The organism is Bartonella jaculi (assembly GCF_039543045.1).
Taxonomy (GTDB): domain Bacteria; phylum Pseudomonadota; class Alphaproteobacteria; order Rhizobiales; family Rhizobiaceae; genus Bartonella; species Bartonella jaculi.
In genome coordinates, this window is sequence record NZ_BAABIZ010000024.1 from 1 (window position 1) to 18,283 (window position 18,283).

At 41.6% G+C, this 18,283-nt stretch carries 30 protein-coding genes and 1 pseudogene; all 31 read left to right on the forward strand.

Going from position 1 to position 18,283, the window contains the following annotated elements:
* The coding region (locus tag ABD915_RS07355; protein WP_455578898.1) for an EF-Tu C-terminal domain-related protein at positions 1-114 on the forward strand (114 nt) is incomplete at its 5' end.
* 66 nt (positions 115-180) lie between these two features.
* Positions 181-489 carry a 30S ribosomal protein S10 gene (gene rpsJ / locus ABD915_RS07360; protein ID WP_004855744.1) on the forward strand — a complete coding sequence of 103 codons (309 nt, stop codon included), beginning with the start codon at positions 181-183 and terminating at the stop codon, positions 487-489.
* A 27-nt stretch (positions 490-516) separates the two neighbouring features.
* Positions 517-1,257 carry a 50S ribosomal protein L3 gene (rplC, locus tag ABD915_RS07365; protein ID WP_345117001.1) on the forward strand — a complete coding sequence of 247 codons (741 nt, stop codon included), beginning with the start codon at positions 517-519 and terminating at the stop codon, positions 1,255-1,257.
* Positions 1,257-1,877: a 50S ribosomal protein L4 gene (rplD, locus tag ABD915_RS07370; RefSeq protein ID WP_345117003.1), complete on the forward strand. Its 621-nt coding sequence runs from the start codon at positions 1,257-1,259 to the stop codon at positions 1,875-1,877. The genes rplC and rplD overlap by 1 nt, the downstream gene beginning before the upstream one ends.
* A complete protein-coding gene (locus tag ABD915_RS07375; RefSeq protein WP_345117005.1) occupies positions 1,874-2,167 on the forward strand; it encodes a 50S ribosomal protein L23 in 294 nt (97 codons plus the stop codon). The genes rplD and ABD915_RS07375 overlap by 4 nt, the downstream gene beginning before the upstream one ends.
* A 21-nt stretch (positions 2,168-2,188) precedes the next feature.
* Complete coding sequence (rplB, locus tag ABD915_RS07380) at positions 2,189-3,022, forward strand: 50S ribosomal protein L2 (protein ID WP_345117007.1); 834 nt, start codon at positions 2,189-2,191, stop codon at positions 3,020-3,022.
* Between the two features lie 15 nt (positions 3,023-3,037).
* A complete protein-coding gene (rpsS, locus tag ABD915_RS07385) occupies positions 3,038-3,316 on the forward strand; it encodes a 30S ribosomal protein S19 (RefSeq protein ID WP_004855734.1) in 279 nt (92 codons plus the stop codon).
* 2 nt (positions 3,317-3,318) lie between these two features.
* The gene (gene rplV, locus ABD915_RS07390; RefSeq protein WP_345117009.1) at positions 3,319-3,708 is read left to right on the forward strand and encodes a 50S ribosomal protein L22; all 390 of its coding nucleotides are present in this window, start codon (positions 3,319-3,321) and stop codon (positions 3,706-3,708) included.
* Entirely contained in the window at positions 3,708-4,418 is a 711-nt protein-coding gene (rpsC, locus tag ABD915_RS07395) for a 30S ribosomal protein S3 (protein WP_345117011.1), read from the forward strand. The genes rplV and rpsC overlap by 1 nt, the downstream gene beginning before the upstream one ends.
* A 35-nt stretch (positions 4,419-4,453) precedes the next feature.
* Positions 4,454-4,867, forward strand: coding sequence for a 50S ribosomal protein L16 (rplP, locus tag ABD915_RS07400; protein ID WP_345117013.1), 414 nt, complete (start codon positions 4,454-4,456; stop codon positions 4,865-4,867).
* Between the two features lie 12 nt (positions 4,868-4,879).
* Positions 4,880-5,080 (forward strand): 50S ribosomal protein L29, encoded by a 201-nt coding sequence (gene rpmC / locus ABD915_RS07405; protein WP_345117015.1) that lies wholly within the window; start codon positions 4,880-4,882, stop codon positions 5,078-5,080.
* 11 nt (positions 5,081-5,091) lie between these two features.
* Positions 5,092-5,331 (forward strand): 30S ribosomal protein S17, encoded by a 240-nt coding sequence (gene rpsQ / locus ABD915_RS07410; RefSeq protein ID WP_345117017.1) that lies wholly within the window; start codon positions 5,092-5,094, stop codon positions 5,329-5,331.
* 147 nt (positions 5,332-5,478) lie between these two features.
* Positions 5,479-5,847 carry a 50S ribosomal protein L14 gene (gene rplN, locus ABD915_RS07415; protein WP_004855715.1) on the forward strand — a complete coding sequence of 123 codons (369 nt, stop codon included), beginning with the start codon at positions 5,479-5,481 and terminating at the stop codon, positions 5,845-5,847.
* A gap of 12 nt (positions 5,848-5,859) precedes the next feature.
* The gene (rplX, locus tag ABD915_RS07420) at positions 5,860-6,174 is read left to right on the forward strand and encodes a 50S ribosomal protein L24 (RefSeq protein WP_345117019.1); all 315 of its coding nucleotides are present in this window, start codon (positions 5,860-5,862) and stop codon (positions 6,172-6,174) included.
* Entirely contained in the window at positions 6,167-6,724 is a 558-nt protein-coding gene (gene rplE / locus ABD915_RS07425; protein WP_006924700.1) for a 50S ribosomal protein L5, read from the forward strand. Before rplX ends, rplE begins: the two co-directional genes overlap by 8 nt.
* A 24-nt stretch (positions 6,725-6,748) precedes the next feature.
* Entirely contained in the window at positions 6,749-7,054 is a 306-nt protein-coding gene (gene rpsN / locus ABD915_RS07430; RefSeq protein ID WP_345117022.1) for a 30S ribosomal protein S14, read from the forward strand.
* Between the two features lie 14 nt (positions 7,055-7,068).
* On the forward strand, positions 7,069-7,467 hold the full coding sequence (gene rpsH / locus ABD915_RS07435; RefSeq protein WP_345117023.1) for a 30S ribosomal protein S8: 399 nt from the start codon (positions 7,069-7,071) through the stop codon (positions 7,465-7,467).
* 37 nt (positions 7,468-7,504) lie between these two features.
* On the forward strand, positions 7,505-8,038 hold the full coding sequence (gene rplF / locus ABD915_RS07440; protein ID WP_345117024.1) for a 50S ribosomal protein L6: 534 nt from the start codon (positions 7,505-7,507) through the stop codon (positions 8,036-8,038).
* A 12-nt stretch (positions 8,039-8,050) separates the two neighbouring features.
* On the forward strand, positions 8,051-8,413 hold the full coding sequence (gene rplR / locus ABD915_RS07445) for a 50S ribosomal protein L18 (protein WP_345117026.1): 363 nt from the start codon (positions 8,051-8,053) through the stop codon (positions 8,411-8,413).
* A 116-nt stretch (positions 8,414-8,529) separates the two neighbouring features.
* Positions 8,530-9,078, forward strand: coding sequence for a 30S ribosomal protein S5 (gene rpsE / locus ABD915_RS07450; RefSeq protein WP_345117028.1), 549 nt, complete (start codon positions 8,530-8,532; stop codon positions 9,076-9,078).
* Positions 9,079-9,109: 31 nt separating this feature from the next.
* On the forward strand, positions 9,110-9,316 hold the full coding sequence (gene rpmD / locus ABD915_RS07455; protein WP_345117030.1) for a 50S ribosomal protein L30: 207 nt from the start codon (positions 9,110-9,112) through the stop codon (positions 9,314-9,316).
* 19 nt (positions 9,317-9,335) lie between these two features.
* The gene (rplO, locus tag ABD915_RS07460) at positions 9,336-9,803 is read left to right on the forward strand and encodes a 50S ribosomal protein L15 (protein ID WP_345117032.1); all 468 of its coding nucleotides are present in this window, start codon (positions 9,336-9,338) and stop codon (positions 9,801-9,803) included.
* A 166-nt stretch (positions 9,804-9,969) separates the two neighbouring features.
* A complete protein-coding gene (gene secY / locus ABD915_RS07465; RefSeq protein WP_345117048.1) occupies positions 9,970-11,316 on the forward strand; it encodes a preprotein translocase subunit SecY in 1,347 nt (448 codons plus the stop codon).
* Positions 11,313-11,891 carry an adenylate kinase gene (locus tag ABD915_RS07470; protein ID WP_345117034.1) on the forward strand — a complete coding sequence of 193 codons (579 nt, stop codon included), beginning with the start codon at positions 11,313-11,315 and terminating at the stop codon, positions 11,889-11,891. The genes secY and ABD915_RS07470 overlap by 4 nt, the downstream gene beginning before the upstream one ends.
* A 179-nt stretch (positions 11,892-12,070) precedes the next feature.
* Complete coding sequence (gene rpsM / locus ABD915_RS07475) at positions 12,071-12,439, forward strand: 30S ribosomal protein S13 (RefSeq protein WP_345117036.1); 369 nt, start codon at positions 12,071-12,073, stop codon at positions 12,437-12,439.
* Between the two features lie 123 nt (positions 12,440-12,562).
* A complete protein-coding gene (gene rpsK / locus ABD915_RS07480; protein ID WP_345117038.1) occupies positions 12,563-12,952 on the forward strand; it encodes a 30S ribosomal protein S11 in 390 nt (129 codons plus the stop codon).
* A 94-nt stretch (positions 12,953-13,046) separates the two neighbouring features.
* On the forward strand, positions 13,047-14,060 hold the full coding sequence (locus ABD915_RS07485) for a DNA-directed RNA polymerase subunit alpha (protein WP_345117040.1): 1,014 nt from the start codon (positions 13,047-13,049) through the stop codon (positions 14,058-14,060).
* Positions 14,061-14,084: 24 nt separating this feature from the next.
* Positions 14,085-14,513 (forward strand): 50S ribosomal protein L17, encoded by a 429-nt coding sequence (gene rplQ, locus ABD915_RS07490; protein ID WP_345117042.1) that lies wholly within the window; start codon positions 14,085-14,087, stop codon positions 14,511-14,513.
* A gap of 272 nt (positions 14,514-14,785) precedes the next feature.
* Positions 14,786-16,180: a DegQ family serine endoprotease gene (locus ABD915_RS07495; RefSeq protein WP_345117044.1), complete on the forward strand. Its 1,395-nt coding sequence runs from the start codon at positions 14,786-14,788 to the stop codon at positions 16,178-16,180.
* Positions 16,181-16,188: 8 nt separating this feature from the next.
* Positions 16,189-17,505 carry a replication-associated recombination protein A gene (locus ABD915_RS07500; RefSeq protein ID WP_345117046.1) on the forward strand — a complete coding sequence of 439 codons (1,317 nt, stop codon included), beginning with the start codon at positions 16,189-16,191 and terminating at the stop codon, positions 17,503-17,505.
* A 477-nt stretch (positions 17,506-17,982) separates the two neighbouring features.
* Positions 17,983-18,283: pseudogene (locus ABD915_RS07505) on the forward strand (hypothetical protein); the annotation flags it as partial.

An 18,283-nucleotide genomic window follows, 5' to 3' on the forward strand; every position in this document is an offset into this window, starting at 1 on the left:
GCGATGGATGTGTCTTTGATTGTTCCGATAGCGATGGAAGAGAAGCTTCGTTTTGCTATTCGTGAAGGTGGTCGTACTGTTGGTGCAGGTATCGTTTCTAAGATCATTGAGTAGATAGTAGGTGTTGAGAAACGTCTTTGTTGTTAAAAGGCGTTTTTTCGTGATAGGGAAATAAAGAGCATGAACAGTCAAAATATTCGCATTCGTTTGAAAGCGTTTGACCACAGAATTCTTGATGCATCGACGCGTGAGATTGTGTCGACCGCTAAGCGTACTGGTGCGAATGTCCGTGGTCCTATTCCGCTTCCAACGCGGATTGAGAAGTTTACAGTCAATCGTGGGCCACACATAGATAAGAAGAGCCGTGAGCAGTTTGAGATGCGTACACATAAGCGCCTTCTTGATATTGTTGATCCAACACCGCAAACAGTAGATGCGCTCATGAAGCTCGATCTTTCTGCTGGTGTGGATGTCGAGATTAAGCTCTGAGGTTTGAGGACAGAAGGAACAGACCCGATGCGTTCAGGTGTAATAGCACAGAAGCTGGGCATGACCCGTATTTATAATGATTCTGGTGAACATGTGCCAGTAACGGTACTTCGTTTGGAGAGTTGTCAAGTCATTGCTCAGCGTACAGTTGAAAAGAATGGTTATACTGCTGTTCAATTAGGTGTAGGCTTTGCCAAGGTTAAAAATACTTCGAAAGCTCTTCGTGGGCATTTTGCTAGGGCTTCCGTTGAGCCAAAAGCCAAAATAGCGGAATTTCGCGTGAGTCCCGATAATCTCCTTGATGTCGGTACTGAGATTACAGTGGAACATTTCGTTCCAGGGCAGAGAGTTGATGTGACAGGTACGAGTATCGGTAAAGGTTTTGCTGGTGTTATGAAGCGGCATAATTTTGGTGGACATCGTGCTTCACATGGTAATTCAATTACACATCGTGCACATGGTTCTACAGGACAGTGTCAAGATCCGGGTAAGGTGTTTAAAGGTAAAAAGATGGCTGGCCATATGGGGCAAGTGCGTGTAACAACCCAGAATATTGAGGTTGTTTCTACGGATGTTGAACGTGGTTTAATTTTAGTGCGTGGTGCTGTTTCTGGCTCTAAAGGTGCTTGGATTTTGGTGCGGGATGCTGTAAAGAAGCGTCTTCCTGATAATGCGCCGAAGCCTGCTGGTATTCGTCATCTTGCGAAGGAGAAAACAGAAATGGTTGCTCCGGTGATGGAAGCTTCTGAAACTGAGGGAGCCGAATAATGGATCTTGTAATTAAAACCCTTGATGGTAATGAAGCTGGTAAGTTAAAGGTTTCTGAAGGTGTTTTTGGTCTTGTTCCGCGTGAGGATATTTTGCAACGTGTTGTTCGTTGGCAGCTTGCGCGTCGTCAACAGGGAACGCATCAATCGCAGGGACGATCTGATGTGTCGCGGACAGGGGCGAAGATGTTTAAACAAAAAGGAACTGGACGTGCTCGCCATTCATCTGCTCGTGCACCGCAGTTTCGAGGTGGTGGGAAGGCCCATGGTCCGGTTTTTCGTAGTCATGCCCATGATCTTCCTAAAAAGATTCGTGCACTCGGATTGCGTCTTGCTTTGTCAGCAAAATTAAAGGCAAATGATTTAATCGTCGTTGATGAGTTGAATGTTAAGGATGCTAAAACCAAAGTTCTTGCTTCGAATTTTTCTAAGCTTGGGTTTAACAATGCTTTGTTAATTGGTGGTAAGGAAATTGATATTCATTTCTCTCGCGCAGCGTCTAATATTCCTAATATTGACATTTTACCAATTCAAGGAATTAATGTTTATGATATTTTGCGTCGCAGCAAACTTGTTTTATCAAAGGCAGCTGTCGAGGCTCTTGAGGAGCGTTTTAAATGACAGATCTTCGCCATTATGATATAATTGTTAGTCCAATTATTAGTGAAAAGTCGACTATGATTTCTGAATATAATCAAGTTGCTTTTAATGTCGCGCCGAAGGCGACAAAGCCTGAAATTAAAGCTGCTATTGAAGCACTTTTTAGTGTTAAAGTTAAGGCGGTTAACACAATAGTCCGTAAGGGTAAGGTGAAGCGTTTTAAAGGCATTGTTGGTCGGCAGAGTGATGTCAAAAAAGCGATCGTGACGCTGGCTCAAGGTCAGTCTATCGACGTTTCGACAGGTCTTTAAAGAGGCTCGGAGATAAGAATAATGGCACTTAAGCACTTTAATCCAACTACGCCTGGGCAGCGTCAGCTTGTCGTCGTAGATCGCTCTTGTCTTTATAAAGGTAAACCTGTAAAAACATTGACGGAGGGTTTATCATCAAAAGGTGGGCGTAATAATCGTGGTCGCGTTACTGCTCGCTTTCAGGGTGGTGGTCATAAGCGGAGCTATCGGTTTGTTGATTTTAGGCGTCTTAAACGCGATATTCCTGCAAAAGTTGAGCGTTTGGAATATGATCCAAACCGTACTGCTTTTATTGCATTAATTCGCTATGAGGATGGGCAGTTAAGTTATATTCTCGCACCACAACGTCTTGATATAGGTGATTCTGTAGTCGCTGGTTCGAATGTTGATGTTAAACCCGGTAATGCTATGCCGCTTGCTAATATGCCTGTGGGTACAATTATTCATAATGTTGAAATGAAGCCGGGAAAAGGTGGTCAAATTGCACGCTCAGCTGGCACTTATGCACAGTTGGTTGGACGAGATCAAGGGATGGCTATTCTTCGTCTTAATTCTGGTGAACAGCGTTTGGTGTCTAGTGGTTGTTTTGCTACTGTTGGTGCTGTTTCAAACCCTGATCACGCAAATATTAATGATGGTAAGGCAGGCAGGTCGCGTTGGCGTGGTAAGCGCCCACACGTTCGTGGTGTTGCTATGAATCCAGTTGATCATCCACATGGTGGTGGTGAAGGTCGTACATCAGGGGGGCGTCATCCAGTGTCTCCTTGGGGTAAGCCTACGAAAGGTAAGCGCACGCGCTCCAATAAAGCCACTGATAAATTTATTATGCGCACGCGTCATCAGCGCAAGAAATGAGAAAGGTAGTCTGAAGTGGTTCGTTCAGTTTGGAAAGGTCCGTTTGTTGACGGCTATCTTCTTGGGAAAGCAGAGAAGGTACGTGCTAGTGGACGCAATGAAGTTATAAAAATATGGAGTCGTCGCTCTACTATTTTGCCACAATTTGTTGGTTTGACTTTTGGTGTTTACAACGGCAATAAGCATATTCCTGTTTCTGTTTCTGAAGAGATGGTTGGACATAAATTTGGTGAGTTCGCTCCCACCCGGACCTATTATGGGCATGGTGCAGACAAGAAAGCGAAAAGGAAGTAAAAATGGGAAAAGCTAAAGTTTCGCGCCAGCTTAAAGATAATGAGGCGAAGGCTATCACCAAGACAATTCGGGTTAGTCCGCAAAAACTTAATTTAGTTGCTGCAATGATTCGTGGTAAAAAAGTTAATATAGCGCTAGCTGATTTAACGTTTTCGCGTAAACGTATTGCTGAGACGGTTAAGAAAACGCTTGAATCAGCGATTGCAAATGCAGAGAATAATCACGATCTTGATATTGATTCGCTTATTGTTGCAGAAGCTTATGTTGGTAAGTCGATAGTGATGAAACGTTTTCATGTTCGTGGTCGCGGGCGTGCTAGTAGAATTGAGCGTCCGTTTTCGCATCTTACTATTATTGTTCGTGAAGTTACCGAAAAAGTGGAGGCCGCATAATGGGGCAGAAGATCAATCCAATAGGGCTTCGTCTTGGAGTTAATCGAACTTGGGATTCTCGTTGGTATGCTGATAGTGGTGAGTATGGACGCCTTCTTCATGAGGATTTGAAAATTCGTTTATATGTTCTTGAGGAACTGAAACAAGCAGCTGTTTCTAAGGTTGTTATTGAACGTCCTCATAAGAAGTGTCGTGTGACGATTTATTCGGCGCGTCCTGGTCTGATTATCGGTAAAAAAGGTGCTGATATTGAGAAGCTGCGTCGTAAGCTTTCGGAAATGACAGATGCTGAGACTTCATTGAATATTATAGAAATTCATAAACCGGAAATTGATGCGACAATTATCGCGCAATCAATTGCTCAGCAGTTAGAGCGCCGTGTTGCTTTTCGACGTGCGATGAAGCGTGCAGTTCAGTCGGCTATGCGTCTTGGGGCAGAAGGTATTCGTATTAACTGTTCTGGTCGTCTTGGTGGTGCTGAAATTGCTCGTATGGAATGGTATCGTGAAGGTCGTGTTCCACTTCATACCTTGCGTTCTGATGTTGATTACGGTACAGCAGAAGCTAAGACTGCTTATGGTATTTGTGGTGTTAAGGTCTGGGTGTTTAAAGGCGAGATTCTTGAGTATGATCCGATGGCTTCAGAGCGTCGCGCTGCGGAAGCTAATCATTCTGGTTCTTCGTCGAATCGTCGTCGTGAAAATACTTAATTTTGCGGTTGAACTAAATTTTGGAGTAGAGAGCAATGTTGCAGCCAAAGCGCACAAAGTTCCGTAAACAGTTCAAGGGTCGTATACACGGTGTTTCAAAGGGTGGTACGAGTTTAAATTTCGGTGCTTATGGTTTAAAGGCTGTTGAGCCGGAGCGAATTACTGCCCGCCAGATTGAGGCGGCACGCCGTGCGATTACACGTTATATGAAACGTTCTGGTCGTGTGTGGATTCGTATTTTTCCGGATCTTCCAGTTACATCTAAGCCAACCGAGGTTCGTATGGGTAAAGGTAAAGGAAGTGTTGATTATTGGGCGACTCGTGTTGCACCTGGGCGTGTCATGTTTGAGCTTGACGGTGTTCCTGAGGATATAGCACGTGAGGCACTGAGATTAGGAGCTGCAAAGTTACCCATTAAAACGCGTTTCATCCAGCGTATTGCTGAATAAAGAGGTTAAGCGATGAGAGCCAAGGAATTGCGGGCGCAAACGCTCGACCAAATGAAAGATGAGTTGGTAAAGTTAAAGAAAGAGCAGTTTAATTTGCGCTTTCAAAAGGCGACGGGCCAATTGGAAAAGTCTGCACGTGTTAGGCGGGTTCGTCGTGATATTGCGCGTGTTAAAACTTTTCTTCGTCAGAAGATAAACGAAAGTAAAGTTTAAGGAAATAACAGATGCCTAAACGCATTTTGCAGGGTGTTGTCGTAAGTGACAAAAGTGATAAAACTGTGGTTGTCAAAGTGGAACGCCGTTATTCTCATCCACTTCTCAAGAAAACCGTTCGACAGTCTAAGAAATATAAGGCGCATGATGAGAACAACCAGTTCAAGATTGGAGATCAGATTTCTATTCAGGAATCCAAACCGATTTCGAAAGATAAGCGTTGGACTGTTGTAAAAGACAGTGTGATGTAGTTAAATAGGTTTATTGTTTTTAAATTTAACAGGGGTTTTATTTCCGTTGTTAGATGTTGAGAGCAGTGGTTTTGTCGTTATTTGGCAGGCAATCTGGATGTGTCAAAGACACGGCCAGATATAAATGTTAAGAGAAGGTGGCCAGTCATGATTCAGATGCAAACAAACCTCGACGTTGCCGATAATTCCGGTGCCCGTCGTGTCATGTGCATCAAGGTGTTAGGCGGTTCAAAGCGGAAATATGCTTCGGTCGGTGACATTATTGTTGTTTCGGTCAAGGATGCTATTCCTCGTGGCCGTGTTAAAAAAGGTGATGTGATGAAAGCTGTAGTGGTTCGTACTGCTAAGGATATTCGTCGCGCGGACGGTAGCGTCATTCGTTTTGATAGTAATGCTGCTGTTTTAGTGGATAATAAGAAAGAGCCGATCGGTACACGTATCTTTGGACCAGTTCCCCGCGAACTTCGTGGTAGGAATCATATGAAGATTATCTCGCTCGCTCCTGAAGTGTTATAAGGGGTGGATGTTATGCAAAAGATTCGAAAAGGTGATAAAGTCGTTGTTTTATCCGGTAAGGATAAAGGATGTAGTGGTGAAGTAATTAAGGTGAATCCAAAGGAAAATAAAGCTTTTGTTCGTGGAATTAATATGATTAAATGTCATCAGCGTCAGACGCAAAAGCAAGAGGCTGGAATTATTTCTAAAGAGGCTCCGATTCATTTATCTAATTTGGCGATTGCTGATCCTAAAGATGGTAAGCCTACACGTGTAGGTTTTCGTATGAATGCAGATGGTAATAAGATTCGTTTTGCCAAGCGTTCGGGAGAGTTGATTAATGGCTGAGGAAAAACAAACACCCCGCATGAAGACGCACTATTTTGAAGTGGTTCGTAAAACGCTTCAAGAGAAGTTTAATTATAAAAATGCCATGCAAATTCCGCGGGTTGATAAAATTGTGGTTAATATGGGGATTGGTGAGGCAACTGCCGATTCGAAAAAGCCATCTATTGCCGCTGAGGATTTGGGACTCATAACAGGTCAAAAGGCTGTTGTTACCCGTGCGCGTAATTCCATTGCAACCTTTAAGGTTCGTGAAGGGATGCCACTTGGAGCAAAGGTTACGTTACGTAAAGATCGTATGTTTGAGTTTTTAGATCGCCTTGTCACGATTGCGCTTCCGCGCGTACGAGACTTTCGCGGTTTGAACCCAAAAAGCTTTGATGGCCGTGGTAATTTTGCTATGGGTATTAAAGAACATATTGTATTCCCAGAAATCAACTATGATAAAGTTGATCAAATTTGGGGCATGGATATTATCGTTTGTACGACAGCAAAAACGGATGATGAGGCGCGTGAATTGTTGCGTGCTTTTAATTTTCCTTTTCGTTCGTAACGGCAAACGTAGCGAGGTAAGATTATGGCCAAAGTGAGTGCCGTTGAAAAAAATAAGCATCGTGAGGTGATGGTAAAGCGTTATGCTGCGCGTCGTGCACGTTTAAAAGCAATAATTATGGATCAGAAGCTTTCTCTTGAGGAACGTTTTAAAGCTTCTATTCAATTGGCAGGGTTGCCGCGTAATTCTGCAAAAGTTCGTATTCGTAATCGCTGTGAGGTTTCGGGGCGTCCGCGGGCTTACTATCGTAAATTAAGAATGTCGCGAATTGCATTGCGGGAGCTTGGTTCTGTGGGCCATATTCCAGGCATTGTTAAGTCTAGTTGGTAAGAGGAGATTATTCAATGTCTATGTCAGATCCTCTTGGTGATATGTTAACACGTATTCGTAATGCACTTGGTCGCAAAAAAGGAAAGGTGGTTACACCTGCTTCTAAGCTTCGTGCACGCGTTCTTGATGTTCTTCAGTCAGAAGGTTATATTCGCGGGTATAATCAAGTCGATTTAGGTGATGGGAAGTCTGAAATCGAGGTCGAGTTGAAATATTTTGAAGGGTTAGCTGCTATTCGTGAAATTTCACGTGTGTCAAAACCTGGTCGTCGTGTATATGTTTCTGCTAAGTCCATTCCTCAAGTGGCAAATGGTCTTGGTATTTCGATTTTATCAACTCCTAAAGGAGTTATGGCGGATCATAAGGCACGTGAACAGAATGTCGGTGGAGAGCTCCTTTGTCGTGTTTTCTAAGTGATTTTAGGAAAACAGAAGAAAAATAGGTAGAACAATGTCTCGTATTGGAAAAAAGCCCATTTCGGTTCCTTCTGGAGTTACTGCGACTGTCGATGGTCAGCTGGTTAAGGCAAAAGGTCCGAAAGGTGAACTAAGTTACGTCGTTAATGATGAAGTCTTGGTTAAGTTTGAGGAAAATGTTATATCGGTTACACCACGTGATCAATCAAAGGATGCTCGCTCTAAATGGGGTATGTCACGCTCAATGATTGAAAATATTTTTTGTGGTGTGAAGGATGGTTTTGAAAAGAAACTGGAAATCAACGGTGTTGGTTATCGTGCGGCTTTGCAAGGTAGAGATGTTCAGTTGTCATTAGGTTTTTCGCACGATGTGATTTATAAAGTACCATCGGGTGTTACTGTGACGGTTCCTAAGCCTACAGAAATTGTTATTTCTGGAATTGATAAGCAGCAAGTTGGTCAGGTTGCAGCAGAAATTCGCGAATATCGTAGGCCTGAGCCTTACAAGGGCAAAGGTGTTAAGCATGCAGATGAGCGTATCTTCCGTAAAGAAGGTAAAAAGAAATAAGGATTTTGCATCATGGTTTCATCTAAGGACATTATTCAACGTCGTGCACAGCGTGTTCGTCGTCGAATTAAAATGGTTTCTAGTAATCGTCCGCGGCTTAGTGTTTATCGTTCAAATCAGAATATCTATGCTCAAGTTATTGATGATTTACTTGGCTGTACACTTGTTTCAGCGTCTACACTTGAAGGTGATTTAAAAAAAGTGTTAAAGAGTGGTGCTGATAAAGAGGCAGCTTCTGCTGTTGGTAAGTTAATTGCTGAACGTGCAAAACAAGCTGGTGTTAATGAAGTGGTTTTTGATCGTGGAGCATATGTTTATCATGGTCGAGTGAAGGCTTTGGCTGAGGCTGCTCGTGAAGGCGGCTTGAGTTTCTAAAGTACCTTACTCAGAAATTTTTGTGAGGGATTTTTTTAGAGTGTTTCGTGTGGGTTCCTCTGGTTTAAAGTTGGAACTTTGTGGGCGTGCTTCCGGAAAAGAAAAAGGAATGAGGAATGGCACAGAAAGAGCGCGGTGAGCGAGAAGAACGTGATAGTGAATTTGTTGATAGACTTGTTCACATTAATCGTGTTGCTAAAGTTGTAAAGGGTGGTCGGCGTTTTGGGTTTGCTGCTCTTGTTGTTGTTGGAGATCAAAAGGGTCGTGTGGGTTTTGGTCATGGTAAAGCGCGTGAGGTGCCAGAGGCAGTTCGTAAAGCTACAGAAGCTGCTAAGCGCGGAATGATTTATGTTCCGCTTCGTTCTGGACGTACATTGCATCATGATCTTGAAGGTCGTCACGGAGCTGGTCGAGTTTTGTTACGTTCTGCTTCTGCTGGTACCGGTATTATTGCTGGGGGGGCGATGCGTGCTATTTTTGAAACCCTTGGTATGCAGGATGTCGTTGCAAAATCATTGGGGTCATCCAATCCTTATAATATGGTGCGTGCAACATTTGATGCGTTAAAACATCAGATGCATCCTAGAGATATTGCAGCTCAACGTGGTATAAAATATTCGACTTTGCAGGCACGTCGTCAGCATTTAGTTGATGCAGAAGGATGATTTCTGAATTTATCAGAAAAGGAATTGGAAAATGGTTCAGAAAAAATCTCAAAATGGCAAGATTGTGACAGTGGAACAGATTGGAAGCCCCATTAGAGCTCCGCGTATTCAGCGTGCGACCTTGAAAGGGCTTGGATTGAATAAAATGCACCGTCGTCGTACTTTAGAGGATACACTTTCTGTGCGCGGCATGATTGCTAAGGTTCGACATCTTGTTCGAGTTATAGATGAACGTTGAAGACCACGGGAGTATAGATATGAAACTCAATGAATTGCGTGATCGTGAAGGTGCAACAAAGGATCGGAAGCGTATTGGGCGTGGTATTGGTTCTGGTACTGGTAAAACTGGCGGTCGTGGTGTTAAAGGGCAAAGATCACGTTCTGGTGTGTCGCTTAATGGTTTTGAGGGTGGGCAAATGCCTATTTACCGTCGTTTGCCAAAACGTGGATTTAAGAATTTCTTTGCAAAGTCCTATAATGAAATTTCGCTCGGCCGTATTCAGTTGGCAGTTGATGCAGGTAAATTGAATATTGAAAAACCGGTTGATGTTGTTGCACTAAAAGAAGCTGGTATCATTCGTCGTGTAAAGGACGGGGTTCGTCTTCTTTCTGATGGTGAATTGAAAGCAAAAATTATATTTCATGTTTTTTACGCTTCTGAAGCTGCTCGTATTAAGATTGAAAAAGCCGGTGGTCAGGTTGTTTTTCCTGAAGTTATTCAGTGATTTCGTTTTGATATGAATGATAATCTAGAGGGACATATGTTTTTCGTTCCGAGATATCTTTTTTGGAGAGTTATTTAAGTTTTGCATTTAGTTATATATAACGATATAAATTTTAGAGTTATACTTCTGTGATTTAAAGAACTGGAGTGTGGACTGGAGACGTTTTATGGCATCAGCGGCAGAGCAATTTGCTTCCAATATAAACTTCGGTACTTTTTCGCGTGCGACTGAATTAAAGAAGCGCATTTGGTTTACCTTAGCAGCGCTTCTTGTGTATCGTTTTGGTACTTATATCTCTCTTCCTGGTATTAATATCGATGCTTTACGGCAAACGTTTGAACATCATGCATCTGGTGTTTTAGGATTATTTAATATGTTTGCTGGAGGTGCTGTTGGGCGCATGGCAATTTTTGCCTTAGGGATTATGCCTTATATATCAGCATCAATTATTGTACAGCTGCTGACCTCAATTATCCCTTCTTTGGAAACTCTTAAAAAAGAGGGGGAATTAGGTCGTAAAATTATTAATCAGTATACCCGTTATGTAACAGTCGTTCTGGCGATTCTACAAGCATTTGGTATCGCGGTTGCACTTGAAACTGGTATAGGAACAGGGCTTCAAATCGTTATGGAGCCGGGTTTCATGTTCCGTATTTCTTCTGTTATTACACTTGTTGGTGGAACGATGTTTCTCATGTGGCTCGGTGAGCAAATCACGTCACGTGGTGTGGGTAATGGGGTTTCCCTTATTATTTTCACAGGTATTGTCGCTAATCTCCCCTCTACTTTTGCTCAGCTTTTGACTGCTCATAGTCAGGCCGATTTATCAAGTTTTTTGTTAATAGCAATCTTTCTTATTGCGGTTTCTGTTATCGCAATTATTGTTTTTGTAGAGCGTGCGCAACGGCGAATCCTTATTCAGTATCCAAAACGTCAAGTTGGTAATCAGATGTTTCAAGGAGACATGTCGCATCTTCCTTTGAAGTTGAATACCGCTGGTGTTATTCCACCAATTTTTGCTTCCTCTTTGTTATTATTGCCTGCAACTGTTAATAATTTTTCTGACAAAATGCCGCAATGGGTTCAGACTATTTCTTATTCTTTTAATCATGGACAGCCACTCTATATGATTGTTTATGCACTTTTGATGGCGTTTTTTTGCTTTTTTTATACGGCTATTGTGTTTAATCCAAGTGATACAGCAGATCAATTAAAGAAGCATTCTGGCTTTATTCCAGGGATTCGTCCTGGTGAGCGTACAGCTGAATATATTGATTATGTTTTAACGCGTATTACTGTTGTGGGTGCAATTTATATTGTTTTGGTTTGTTTGCTCCCTGAGTTTATGATATCTACGTTACAGGTTCCTTTTTATCTTGGAGGAACTTCTTTGTTGATTGTTGTCACTGTTACGCTTGATACAGTTGCTCAAATTCAGGGACACCTTGTTGCGCACCAATATGAAGGGTTGATTAAAAAATCAAAACTTCGTGGAGGCAAAAGGAAACGATGAGAATTGTTCTTTTAGGGCCTCCTGGCGCTGGGAAAGGCACACAAGCTAGGATGTTGACGGAGGAGTATCATATCCCTCAGTTATCAACGGGTGATATGTTACGTGCGGCTATTAGTAAAGAAACGGAAGTTGGCAAAAAAGCTAAAGCAGTTATGGATGCTGGTGCTTTGGTTTCTGATGGCATTGTTAATCAAATTGTATCAGATCGGATTGACGAAAGTGATTGCATAAACGGTTTTGTCTTGGATGGGTATCCTCGCACTGTGGGGCAGGCAGAAGCCTTGCAAAAGAATTTGAAGTTAAAAAATATGCACCTTGATGCTGTTATCGAGTTGATTGTTGATGAAGATGCGTTGATTGAGCGGATGAAAAAGCGCGTTCAGGAGACAATAGCTGCGGGGTGTCTGGTTCGTTCGGATGATAATCCTGTTGCTTTTGCAAAACGATTGGTGGAATATCGTGAAAAAACAGTGCCTTTATCAAAATTTTATTCTGAGAGGGGATTGTTGAGGAAAATTGATGGAATGATTGGTGTTACCGAGGTATCACGCATGATTAGAGAGATTTTTAAATAAGGTTTTTTTTAGAAATAAAATGAAAAGAGTTGACATTTGCGGCGAAATCTATCAAAAGCAGCTTTAATTTATTTCAGTAAAACAATGGGATTCGGAGAATTTTTATGCCGGATCATTTTTTCTGTAAGGTACATCAGGTATTTTATGGCTAATTGTCAACATAACCAAGGAGAATAGGCGTGGCTCGTATTGCTGGTGTCAATATCCCGGCGAATAAGCGTGTAGTTATTGCGCTTCAGTATATCCACGGGATTGGACCAAAATTTGCTCAAGAAATTACTAAAAAGGTTGGTATTCCCGTGGGGCGTCGTGTACATGAACTTTCTGATGCAGAGGTGTTGCAGATTCGTGAGGCGATAGACCAAGGTTATCAAGTTGAAGGAGATCTTCGTCGCGAGGTTGCGATGAATGTTAAGCGTTTGATGGATCTTGGTTGCTATCGTGGATTGCGTCATCGTCGTTCTTTACCTGTTCGTGGGCAGCGTACGCATACAAATGCACGCACGCGTAAAGGGCCGGCTAAGGCAATTGCCGGTAAGAAAAAATAATAATCCCTTAAAAGGATTTTGTTATTTTTTAAATTTTGTTTCTTGTTGAAGTTTTTTAACGAGAATGTAAGTTGGTGGAGCTGCTGATGTTACGGCAGTGAGGAGATCGTTGAAAGGAAGACTATGGCCAAGGAAGCCACACGTGTTCGTCGTCGCGAGCGCAAAAATATTTCATCTGGTGTTGTGCATATCAATTCAACATTTAACAATACAATGATTACCATTACTGATGCTCAGGGAAACACAATTGCGTGGTCGTCTGCAGGCGCTCAGGGGTTTAAGGGATCGCGTAAATCTACGCCTTTTGCAGCCCAGGTTGCAGCGGAAGATTGTGCTAGAAAAGCGCAGGAGCACGGTATGCGTTCATTAGAAGTTGAGGTTTGTGGTCCTGGGGCGGGTCGTGAATCAGCTCTGCGTGCATTACAGGCTGTTGGTCTTGTTATTACTTCTATTCGTGATGTGACACCGATCCCTCATAATGGATGTCGTCCGCGGAAACGGCGGCGTGTTTAATTGGGTGTTGTTTTTCGTTGTCAGAGGTTTCTCTGATGTTCACATTGTCCGTTACGATTGAATGGTGGCGGAACTAAAGAACGGGAATAAAAATATGATCCAGAAAAACTGGCAGGAACTCATTAAACCCAATAAGGTTGAGTTTTGTACACATGATAATCCAAATATTTCGAGTTTGATTGCAGAGCCTCTTGAGCGTGGTTTTGGCTTAACGTTAGGAAATGCGCTTCGTCGCGTGTTGTTATCTTCGCTTCGTGGTGCTGCAATTACTGCTGTGCAGATTGATGGTGTATTACACGAATTTTCATCAATCCCAGGCGTTCGTGAAGATGTCACAGATATTATTTTGAATATCAAGGAAATTGCACTTCGTATGCAAGAAGAGGGTCCTAAACGTGTCGTCGTTTATAAAGAGGGCCCTGGTGTTGTGACGGCTGGAGATATCAAAACTGTTGGAGATATGGAAGTTCTGAATCCAGAACATATTATCTGTACTCTTGATGAAGGTGCTGAGATTCGTATGGAATTTATTGTTAATACAGGCAAGGGCTATGTTCCATCCGATCGCAATTGTGCTGATGATGCGCGAATAGGTCTTATTCCGGTTGATAGTCTTTATTCACCAATTCGTAAAGTCTCTTATAAAGTAGAGAATACACGTGAAGGTCAAGTTCTGGATTATGATAAATTAACGCTCACAATTGAAACCAATGGTGCTGTTAATGGAGAGGATGCTGTTGCTTTTGCAGCACGTATTCTTCAGGATCAGTTATCTTTATTTATCAATTTTGTGGAACCACAGAAGGAAGTTGTCGAAGAGTCCGATTCGGAGCTTGCTTTTAATCCTGCGCTTCTCAAGAAAGTGGATGAATTAGAGCTTTCAGTTCGTTCAGCAAATTGTCTTAAGAACGATAATATTGTTTATATTGGTGATCTTATTCAAAAAACGGAATCTGAAATGCTTCGTACACCGAACTTTGGGCGGAAGTCGTTAAATGAGATTAAAGAAGTTTTGGCATGTATGGGATTACATCTTGGTATGGAAATTCCTGCATGGCCACCTGAAAACATTGATGATCTTGCTAAACGTTATGAAGATCAATATTGAAGTTAAAATTTAAGGAGAAGGCTTATGCGCCATAGTAAGTCAGGCCGCAAGTTGAACCGGACTGCCAGTCACCGTAAAGCGATGTTTGCAAATATGGCGGTTTCGCTGATCGAGCATGAGCAGATTGTGACGACGCTTCCAAAGGCTAAAGAAATTCGTCCTATTGTTGAAAAATTGGTTACGCTTGGTAAGCGTGGAGGTTTACATGCACGTAGACAAGCAATTGCAGCACTTCGTGATGCGGGAAAGGTTGCAAAGTTGTTTGATACACTTGCACCACGTTATGCAACGCGCAACGGTGGATATTTGCGCATTATGAAAGCAGGGTTTCGTACCGGTGATAATGCTCCTATGGCTGTTATTGAGTTTGTTGATCGTGATGTTGATGCGAGGGGTGCTGTAGATCATGCGCGTACGGAAAGTATTGCAAAGGAAAAGGAAACCTCTTCATAAAGTATTTTCTTTTTTGTTGGATTTTTAAAAGCCGCTCTTTTAGGGCGGTTTTTTTATGTGCATTTCACAGTCAGTTTTATTCCCAAGAGATAAATGTAGAGGGAAGGTTGCAAAATATTGAATTTTTTGACTTTTATAATATTTATTGCTCAAATAAGTTGTTTTTATTCTTAATTATAAATATTAAGAGAAACTCTAGGCTTATGGAGGATGAGAGGATTCTTATTCTCTTAATATTAAAAAGAGTGGATTAGTTTTGTAAGGAGTGAGTCATGAGGAATTCTTTTTTGGCGTGGCTTTTTTTTGTGATTATAGCACAGATATCGGTTCATTACGCATATGCTCAAATTCCGCAAACACAAAAAGAAATTACTCTTTCATTTGCTCCTTTAGTTAAAAAGACTATACCGTCTGTTGTGAATATTTATGCAGCACGGCAAATTAGAGCGCGTTCACCTTTTGAAGGTGATCCATTTTTTGAGCAATTTTTTGGTCGTTTTCAAAATAACCGACCTTTACGTAAACAATCTTCATTGGGATCTGGAGTAATTGTTGATGCGCGTGGTTTGATCGTTACCAATTATCATGTCATTAAGGATGCGAATGAAATTAAAGTTGCTCTTTCTGATGGACGGGAGTTTGAGAGTAAGGTCATGCTCAAGGACGAAGCAACGGATATTGCTGTGCTCGAAATTGATGCAAAAGGTGCGCAGTTTCCTGTTTTGCCTTTGGGAGATTCTGATGCAGTTGAAGTTGGCGATCTTGTCTTAGCAATTGGTAATCCTTTTGGTGTTGGTCAAACGGTTACAAGTGGTATTGTTTCAGCGCAAGCGCGTACACGTGTTGGTATTTCTGATTTTGACTTTTTTATTCAAACAGATGCTGCCATTAATCCAGGAAATTCTGGTGGAGCTTTGATTGATATGAAAGGACAATTAATCGGGATTAATACGGCTATTTATTCGCGTTCGGGTGGTTCTGTAGGGATTGGTTTTGCTATTCCGGCAAATCTTGTAAGAGTAATGCTTGATACTGTTAAACGTGGCGGAAAATATTTTGTACCTCCTTATATTGGTGCATCTTTTCAAAATGTTACACCCGATATTGCAAGTGGTTTAGGTTTAGAACGCCCTTATGGTGCTCTTGTCATTGAAGTTATCAAAGATAGTCCTGCTGCAAAAGCTGGTTTGAAAGTAGGAGATGTTATTTTGAGTGTGCAAGGGGTGCGTGTTGATAGTCCAGATGGTCTTGGATATCGCTTAATGACGGTTGGTATTGGGCGCAGCCTTGTTTTAGAATATTTACGAAGTGGAAAAACTTTAAAGACACAAATAACCGTTTCATCAATACCGGAAACTGCATTTTCAAAATCTGAAAAAATTATTAATGAAAGTCCTTTTTCTGGTGCTGAAGTATTGGATTTAACACCGCAAAATAGTCGACGTTTTCATCTCCCCATATCTGCAAGAGGTGTTGTGATTACCAATATCGATGAAATGAGCAATGCTGCTGGAATTTTTCGTCCAGGAGATATCTTACGTGTGGTTAATGGACATAAAATTCAAACAGTTAGTCAGTTAAAAAAGATTCTTATGCAAGGTCGCCCAAATATGTGGCAATTAGAATATGAACGTGATGGTATGTATATTCGCCAGTTTATTCGCTGAGGTTTTTTTTGAATAAAGATTTTTTTACTTCTTCTGATTTCCAAGTTCATAAAAAACGGCCGCTTGCAGAAAGAATGCGTCCTCGTTCTCTCAATGATGTAATGGGACAAAATCACTTGATTGGAGAGAAGGGGCTGCTTTCGCATATGCTGGCAGTAGGCTCAATTGGTTCGATGATTTTTTGGGGGCCTCCAGGGACAGGAAAAACGACAGTTGCACGCTTGTTAGCACTTGAAACAAAATTCGCTTTTGAGCAGGTTTCTGCTATTTTTACTGGAGTTGCCGAACTTAAAAAGATTTTTGAAGTTGCTCACACGCGTTTTATGTCTGGATGTCAAACGCTTTTGTTTGTGGATGAAATTCATCGGTTTAATCGCGCACAGCAGGATAGTTTTCTTCCCGTCATGGAAGATGGTACTATAATTCTTATCGGTGCAACGACAGAAAATCCTTCATTTGAACTTAACGCTGCTCTTCTTTCTCGTGCACGTGTTTTGACATTTCTTCCACATAACAGTGAAAGTTTAGGCATACTTTTAAAACGCGCTGAAGAAGTGGAGGGAAAGCTTCTTCCTTTAGATGATGATGCTAGAGATGTTTTGATAGGGATGTCTGATGGTGATGCACGGACAGCGTTAACATTGGCAGAGGAAGTTTGGTGTGTTGCGCAACCGGGAGAGATATTTGATGCTGTAGCTTTGCAAAAAGTCATTCAGCGTCGTGCTCCAATTTATGATAAGGGGCGGGATGGGCACTATAATCTCATTTCAGCGTTGCATAAATCAGTTCGTGGATCTGATCCTGATGCTGCTTTGTATTATCTGGCGCGCATGTTTGATGCGGGTGAAGATCCTTTATACATAGGGCGAAGATTGATTCGTATGGCTGTTGAAGATGTCGGTTTGGCGGATCCACAAGCTCTTGTTATTTGTAATGCGGCAAAAGATGCTTATGATTATTTAGGGTCGCCTGAAGGAGAATTGGCTTTGGCGCAAGCGTGCCTTTATATTGCGACTGCACCAAAATCAAATGCAACGTATCTCGCGTATAAGGCAGCACTGCATTGTGCGCGCAAAAATGGTTCTTTGCCTCCTCCACTGCATATTCTTAATGCGCCTACAAAATTTATGAAGGAAGAAGGATATGGGTATGGTTATCGTTATGATCATGATGAACCGGATGCTTTTTCTGGACAGGAATATTTTCCTGAAAAACTTGGGCGCCAGATCTATTATCAACCACGAGAACGCGGTTTTGAGCGTGAGATTGTGAAGCGTCTTGAGTGGTGGAAGAAATTGCGCAAAAAACGAGGTAATCAAACATAAAATTTTATTTGAAATGAGATTTTTTATTATTTTGGGACTGAATTTTACATCAGTTATATGGTTATGATTTCATGAATGATTAGACTCATACTTTAAAAGCTTATTATTTGTAGAGTTAAAAGCTTTCTTTTTTATCTAATCCAAAATTCAAAATACGCTTAAAATTCAATTTTAAAAAATATTGGTCTAGTTGTACTGCATAGGCTGCTTTATAATTATGCTTTTAGTTGTATGCGGTATATTATGATTTTGATTGATAGTAAGTCTTTAGATTCTTTCAAGAGTGGGAGATTCATTTAGAGCTATGGATCTCTTAAGTGCTTATAGATAAAGCATCAGGAGCGCTTGAGTATAGAGTATAGTACTGAAATTTAAATTGTTTCTTTTCTGGAGGAAGATGATAACAATAACATATACTTTTCTCTTTCATCAAATCCGAATTATCCTGATGGTTATACAGCGAATAATTCTGTTAAGATAGGTGGATTTCATACGCTTTGTGTGGATGTTGGAACGATTGATGGTCATTCTTTGTCGGGCTATCAAGCGGGGGATATTTTACCGAATTCTGTTTGGTGTTTGAATCATCGTCCGCATAGCTCTCCGGAAGGTATGGTCTATGATCCTTCACAAGATATCTGGGTAGATATCTATCTACAATCAGGAACGGGTGAAAACACCAAATCGGCATATGGTGTTCCTATAACGACGAACCGTAGCTATACAGAGCATGTAACAGATATGTTGCGTGTTAGAAAGTCCTTGTTGAATGATGAGG

Bases quoted from the DNA above. Each gene is read 5' to 3' on its own strand.
- rpsJ (WP_004855744.1), top strand. From the start codon at position 181: ATGAACAGTCAAAATATTCGCATTCGTTTGAAAGCGTTTGACCACAGA.
- rplC (WP_345117001.1), top strand. From the start codon at position 517: ATGCGTTCAGGTGTAATAGCACAGAAGCTGGGCATGACCCGTATTTAT.
- rplD (WP_345117003.1), top strand. From the start codon at position 1,257: ATGGATCTTGTAATTAAAACCCTTGATGGTAATGAAGCTGGTAAGTTA.
- ABD915_RS07375 (WP_345117005.1), top strand. From the start codon at position 1,874: ATGACAGATCTTCGCCATTATGATATAATTGTTAGTCCAATTATTAGT.
- rplB (WP_345117007.1), top strand. From the start codon at position 2,189: ATGGCACTTAAGCACTTTAATCCAACTACGCCTGGGCAGCGTCAGCTT.
- rplV (WP_345117009.1), top strand. From the start codon at position 3,319: ATGGGAAAAGCTAAAGTTTCGCGCCAGCTTAAAGATAATGAGGCGAAG.
- rpsC (WP_345117011.1), top strand. From the start codon at position 3,708: ATGGGGCAGAAGATCAATCCAATAGGGCTTCGTCTTGGAGTTAATCGA.
- rplP (WP_345117013.1), top strand. From the start codon at position 4,454: ATGTTGCAGCCAAAGCGCACAAAGTTCCGTAAACAGTTCAAGGGTCGT.
- rpmC (WP_345117015.1), top strand. From the start codon at position 4,880: ATGAGAGCCAAGGAATTGCGGGCGCAAACGCTCGACCAAATGAAAGAT.
- rpsQ (WP_345117017.1), top strand. From the start codon at position 5,092: ATGCCTAAACGCATTTTGCAGGGTGTTGTCGTAAGTGACAAAAGTGAT.
- rplN (WP_004855715.1), top strand. From the start codon at position 5,479: ATGATTCAGATGCAAACAAACCTCGACGTTGCCGATAATTCCGGTGCC.
- rplX (WP_345117019.1), top strand. From the start codon at position 5,860: ATGCAAAAGATTCGAAAAGGTGATAAAGTCGTTGTTTTATCCGGTAAG.
- rplE (WP_006924700.1), top strand. From the start codon at position 6,167: ATGGCTGAGGAAAAACAAACACCCCGCATGAAGACGCACTATTTTGAA.
- rpsN (WP_345117022.1), top strand. From the start codon at position 6,749: ATGGCCAAAGTGAGTGCCGTTGAAAAAAATAAGCATCGTGAGGTGATG.
- rpsH (WP_345117023.1), top strand. From the start codon at position 7,069: ATGTCTATGTCAGATCCTCTTGGTGATATGTTAACACGTATTCGTAAT.
- rplF (WP_345117024.1), top strand. From the start codon at position 7,505: ATGTCTCGTATTGGAAAAAAGCCCATTTCGGTTCCTTCTGGAGTTACT.
- rplR (WP_345117026.1), top strand. From the start codon at position 8,051: ATGGTTTCATCTAAGGACATTATTCAACGTCGTGCACAGCGTGTTCGT.
- rpsE (WP_345117028.1), top strand. From the start codon at position 8,530: ATGGCACAGAAAGAGCGCGGTGAGCGAGAAGAACGTGATAGTGAATTT.
- rpmD (WP_345117030.1), top strand. From the start codon at position 9,110: ATGGTTCAGAAAAAATCTCAAAATGGCAAGATTGTGACAGTGGAACAG.
- rplO (WP_345117032.1), top strand. From the start codon at position 9,336: ATGAAACTCAATGAATTGCGTGATCGTGAAGGTGCAACAAAGGATCGG.
- secY (WP_345117048.1), top strand. From the start codon at position 9,970: ATGGCATCAGCGGCAGAGCAATTTGCTTCCAATATAAACTTCGGTACT.
- ABD915_RS07470 (WP_345117034.1), top strand. From the start codon at position 11,313: ATGAGAATTGTTCTTTTAGGGCCTCCTGGCGCTGGGAAAGGCACACAA.
- rpsK (WP_345117038.1), top strand. From the start codon at position 12,563: ATGGCCAAGGAAGCCACACGTGTTCGTCGTCGCGAGCGCAAAAATATT.
- ABD915_RS07485 (WP_345117040.1), top strand. From the start codon at position 13,047: ATGATCCAGAAAAACTGGCAGGAACTCATTAAACCCAATAAGGTTGAG.
- rplQ (WP_345117042.1), top strand. From the start codon at position 14,085: ATGCGCCATAGTAAGTCAGGCCGCAAGTTGAACCGGACTGCCAGTCAC.
- ABD915_RS07495 (WP_345117044.1), top strand. From the start codon at position 14,786: ATGAGGAATTCTTTTTTGGCGTGGCTTTTTTTTGTGATTATAGCACAG.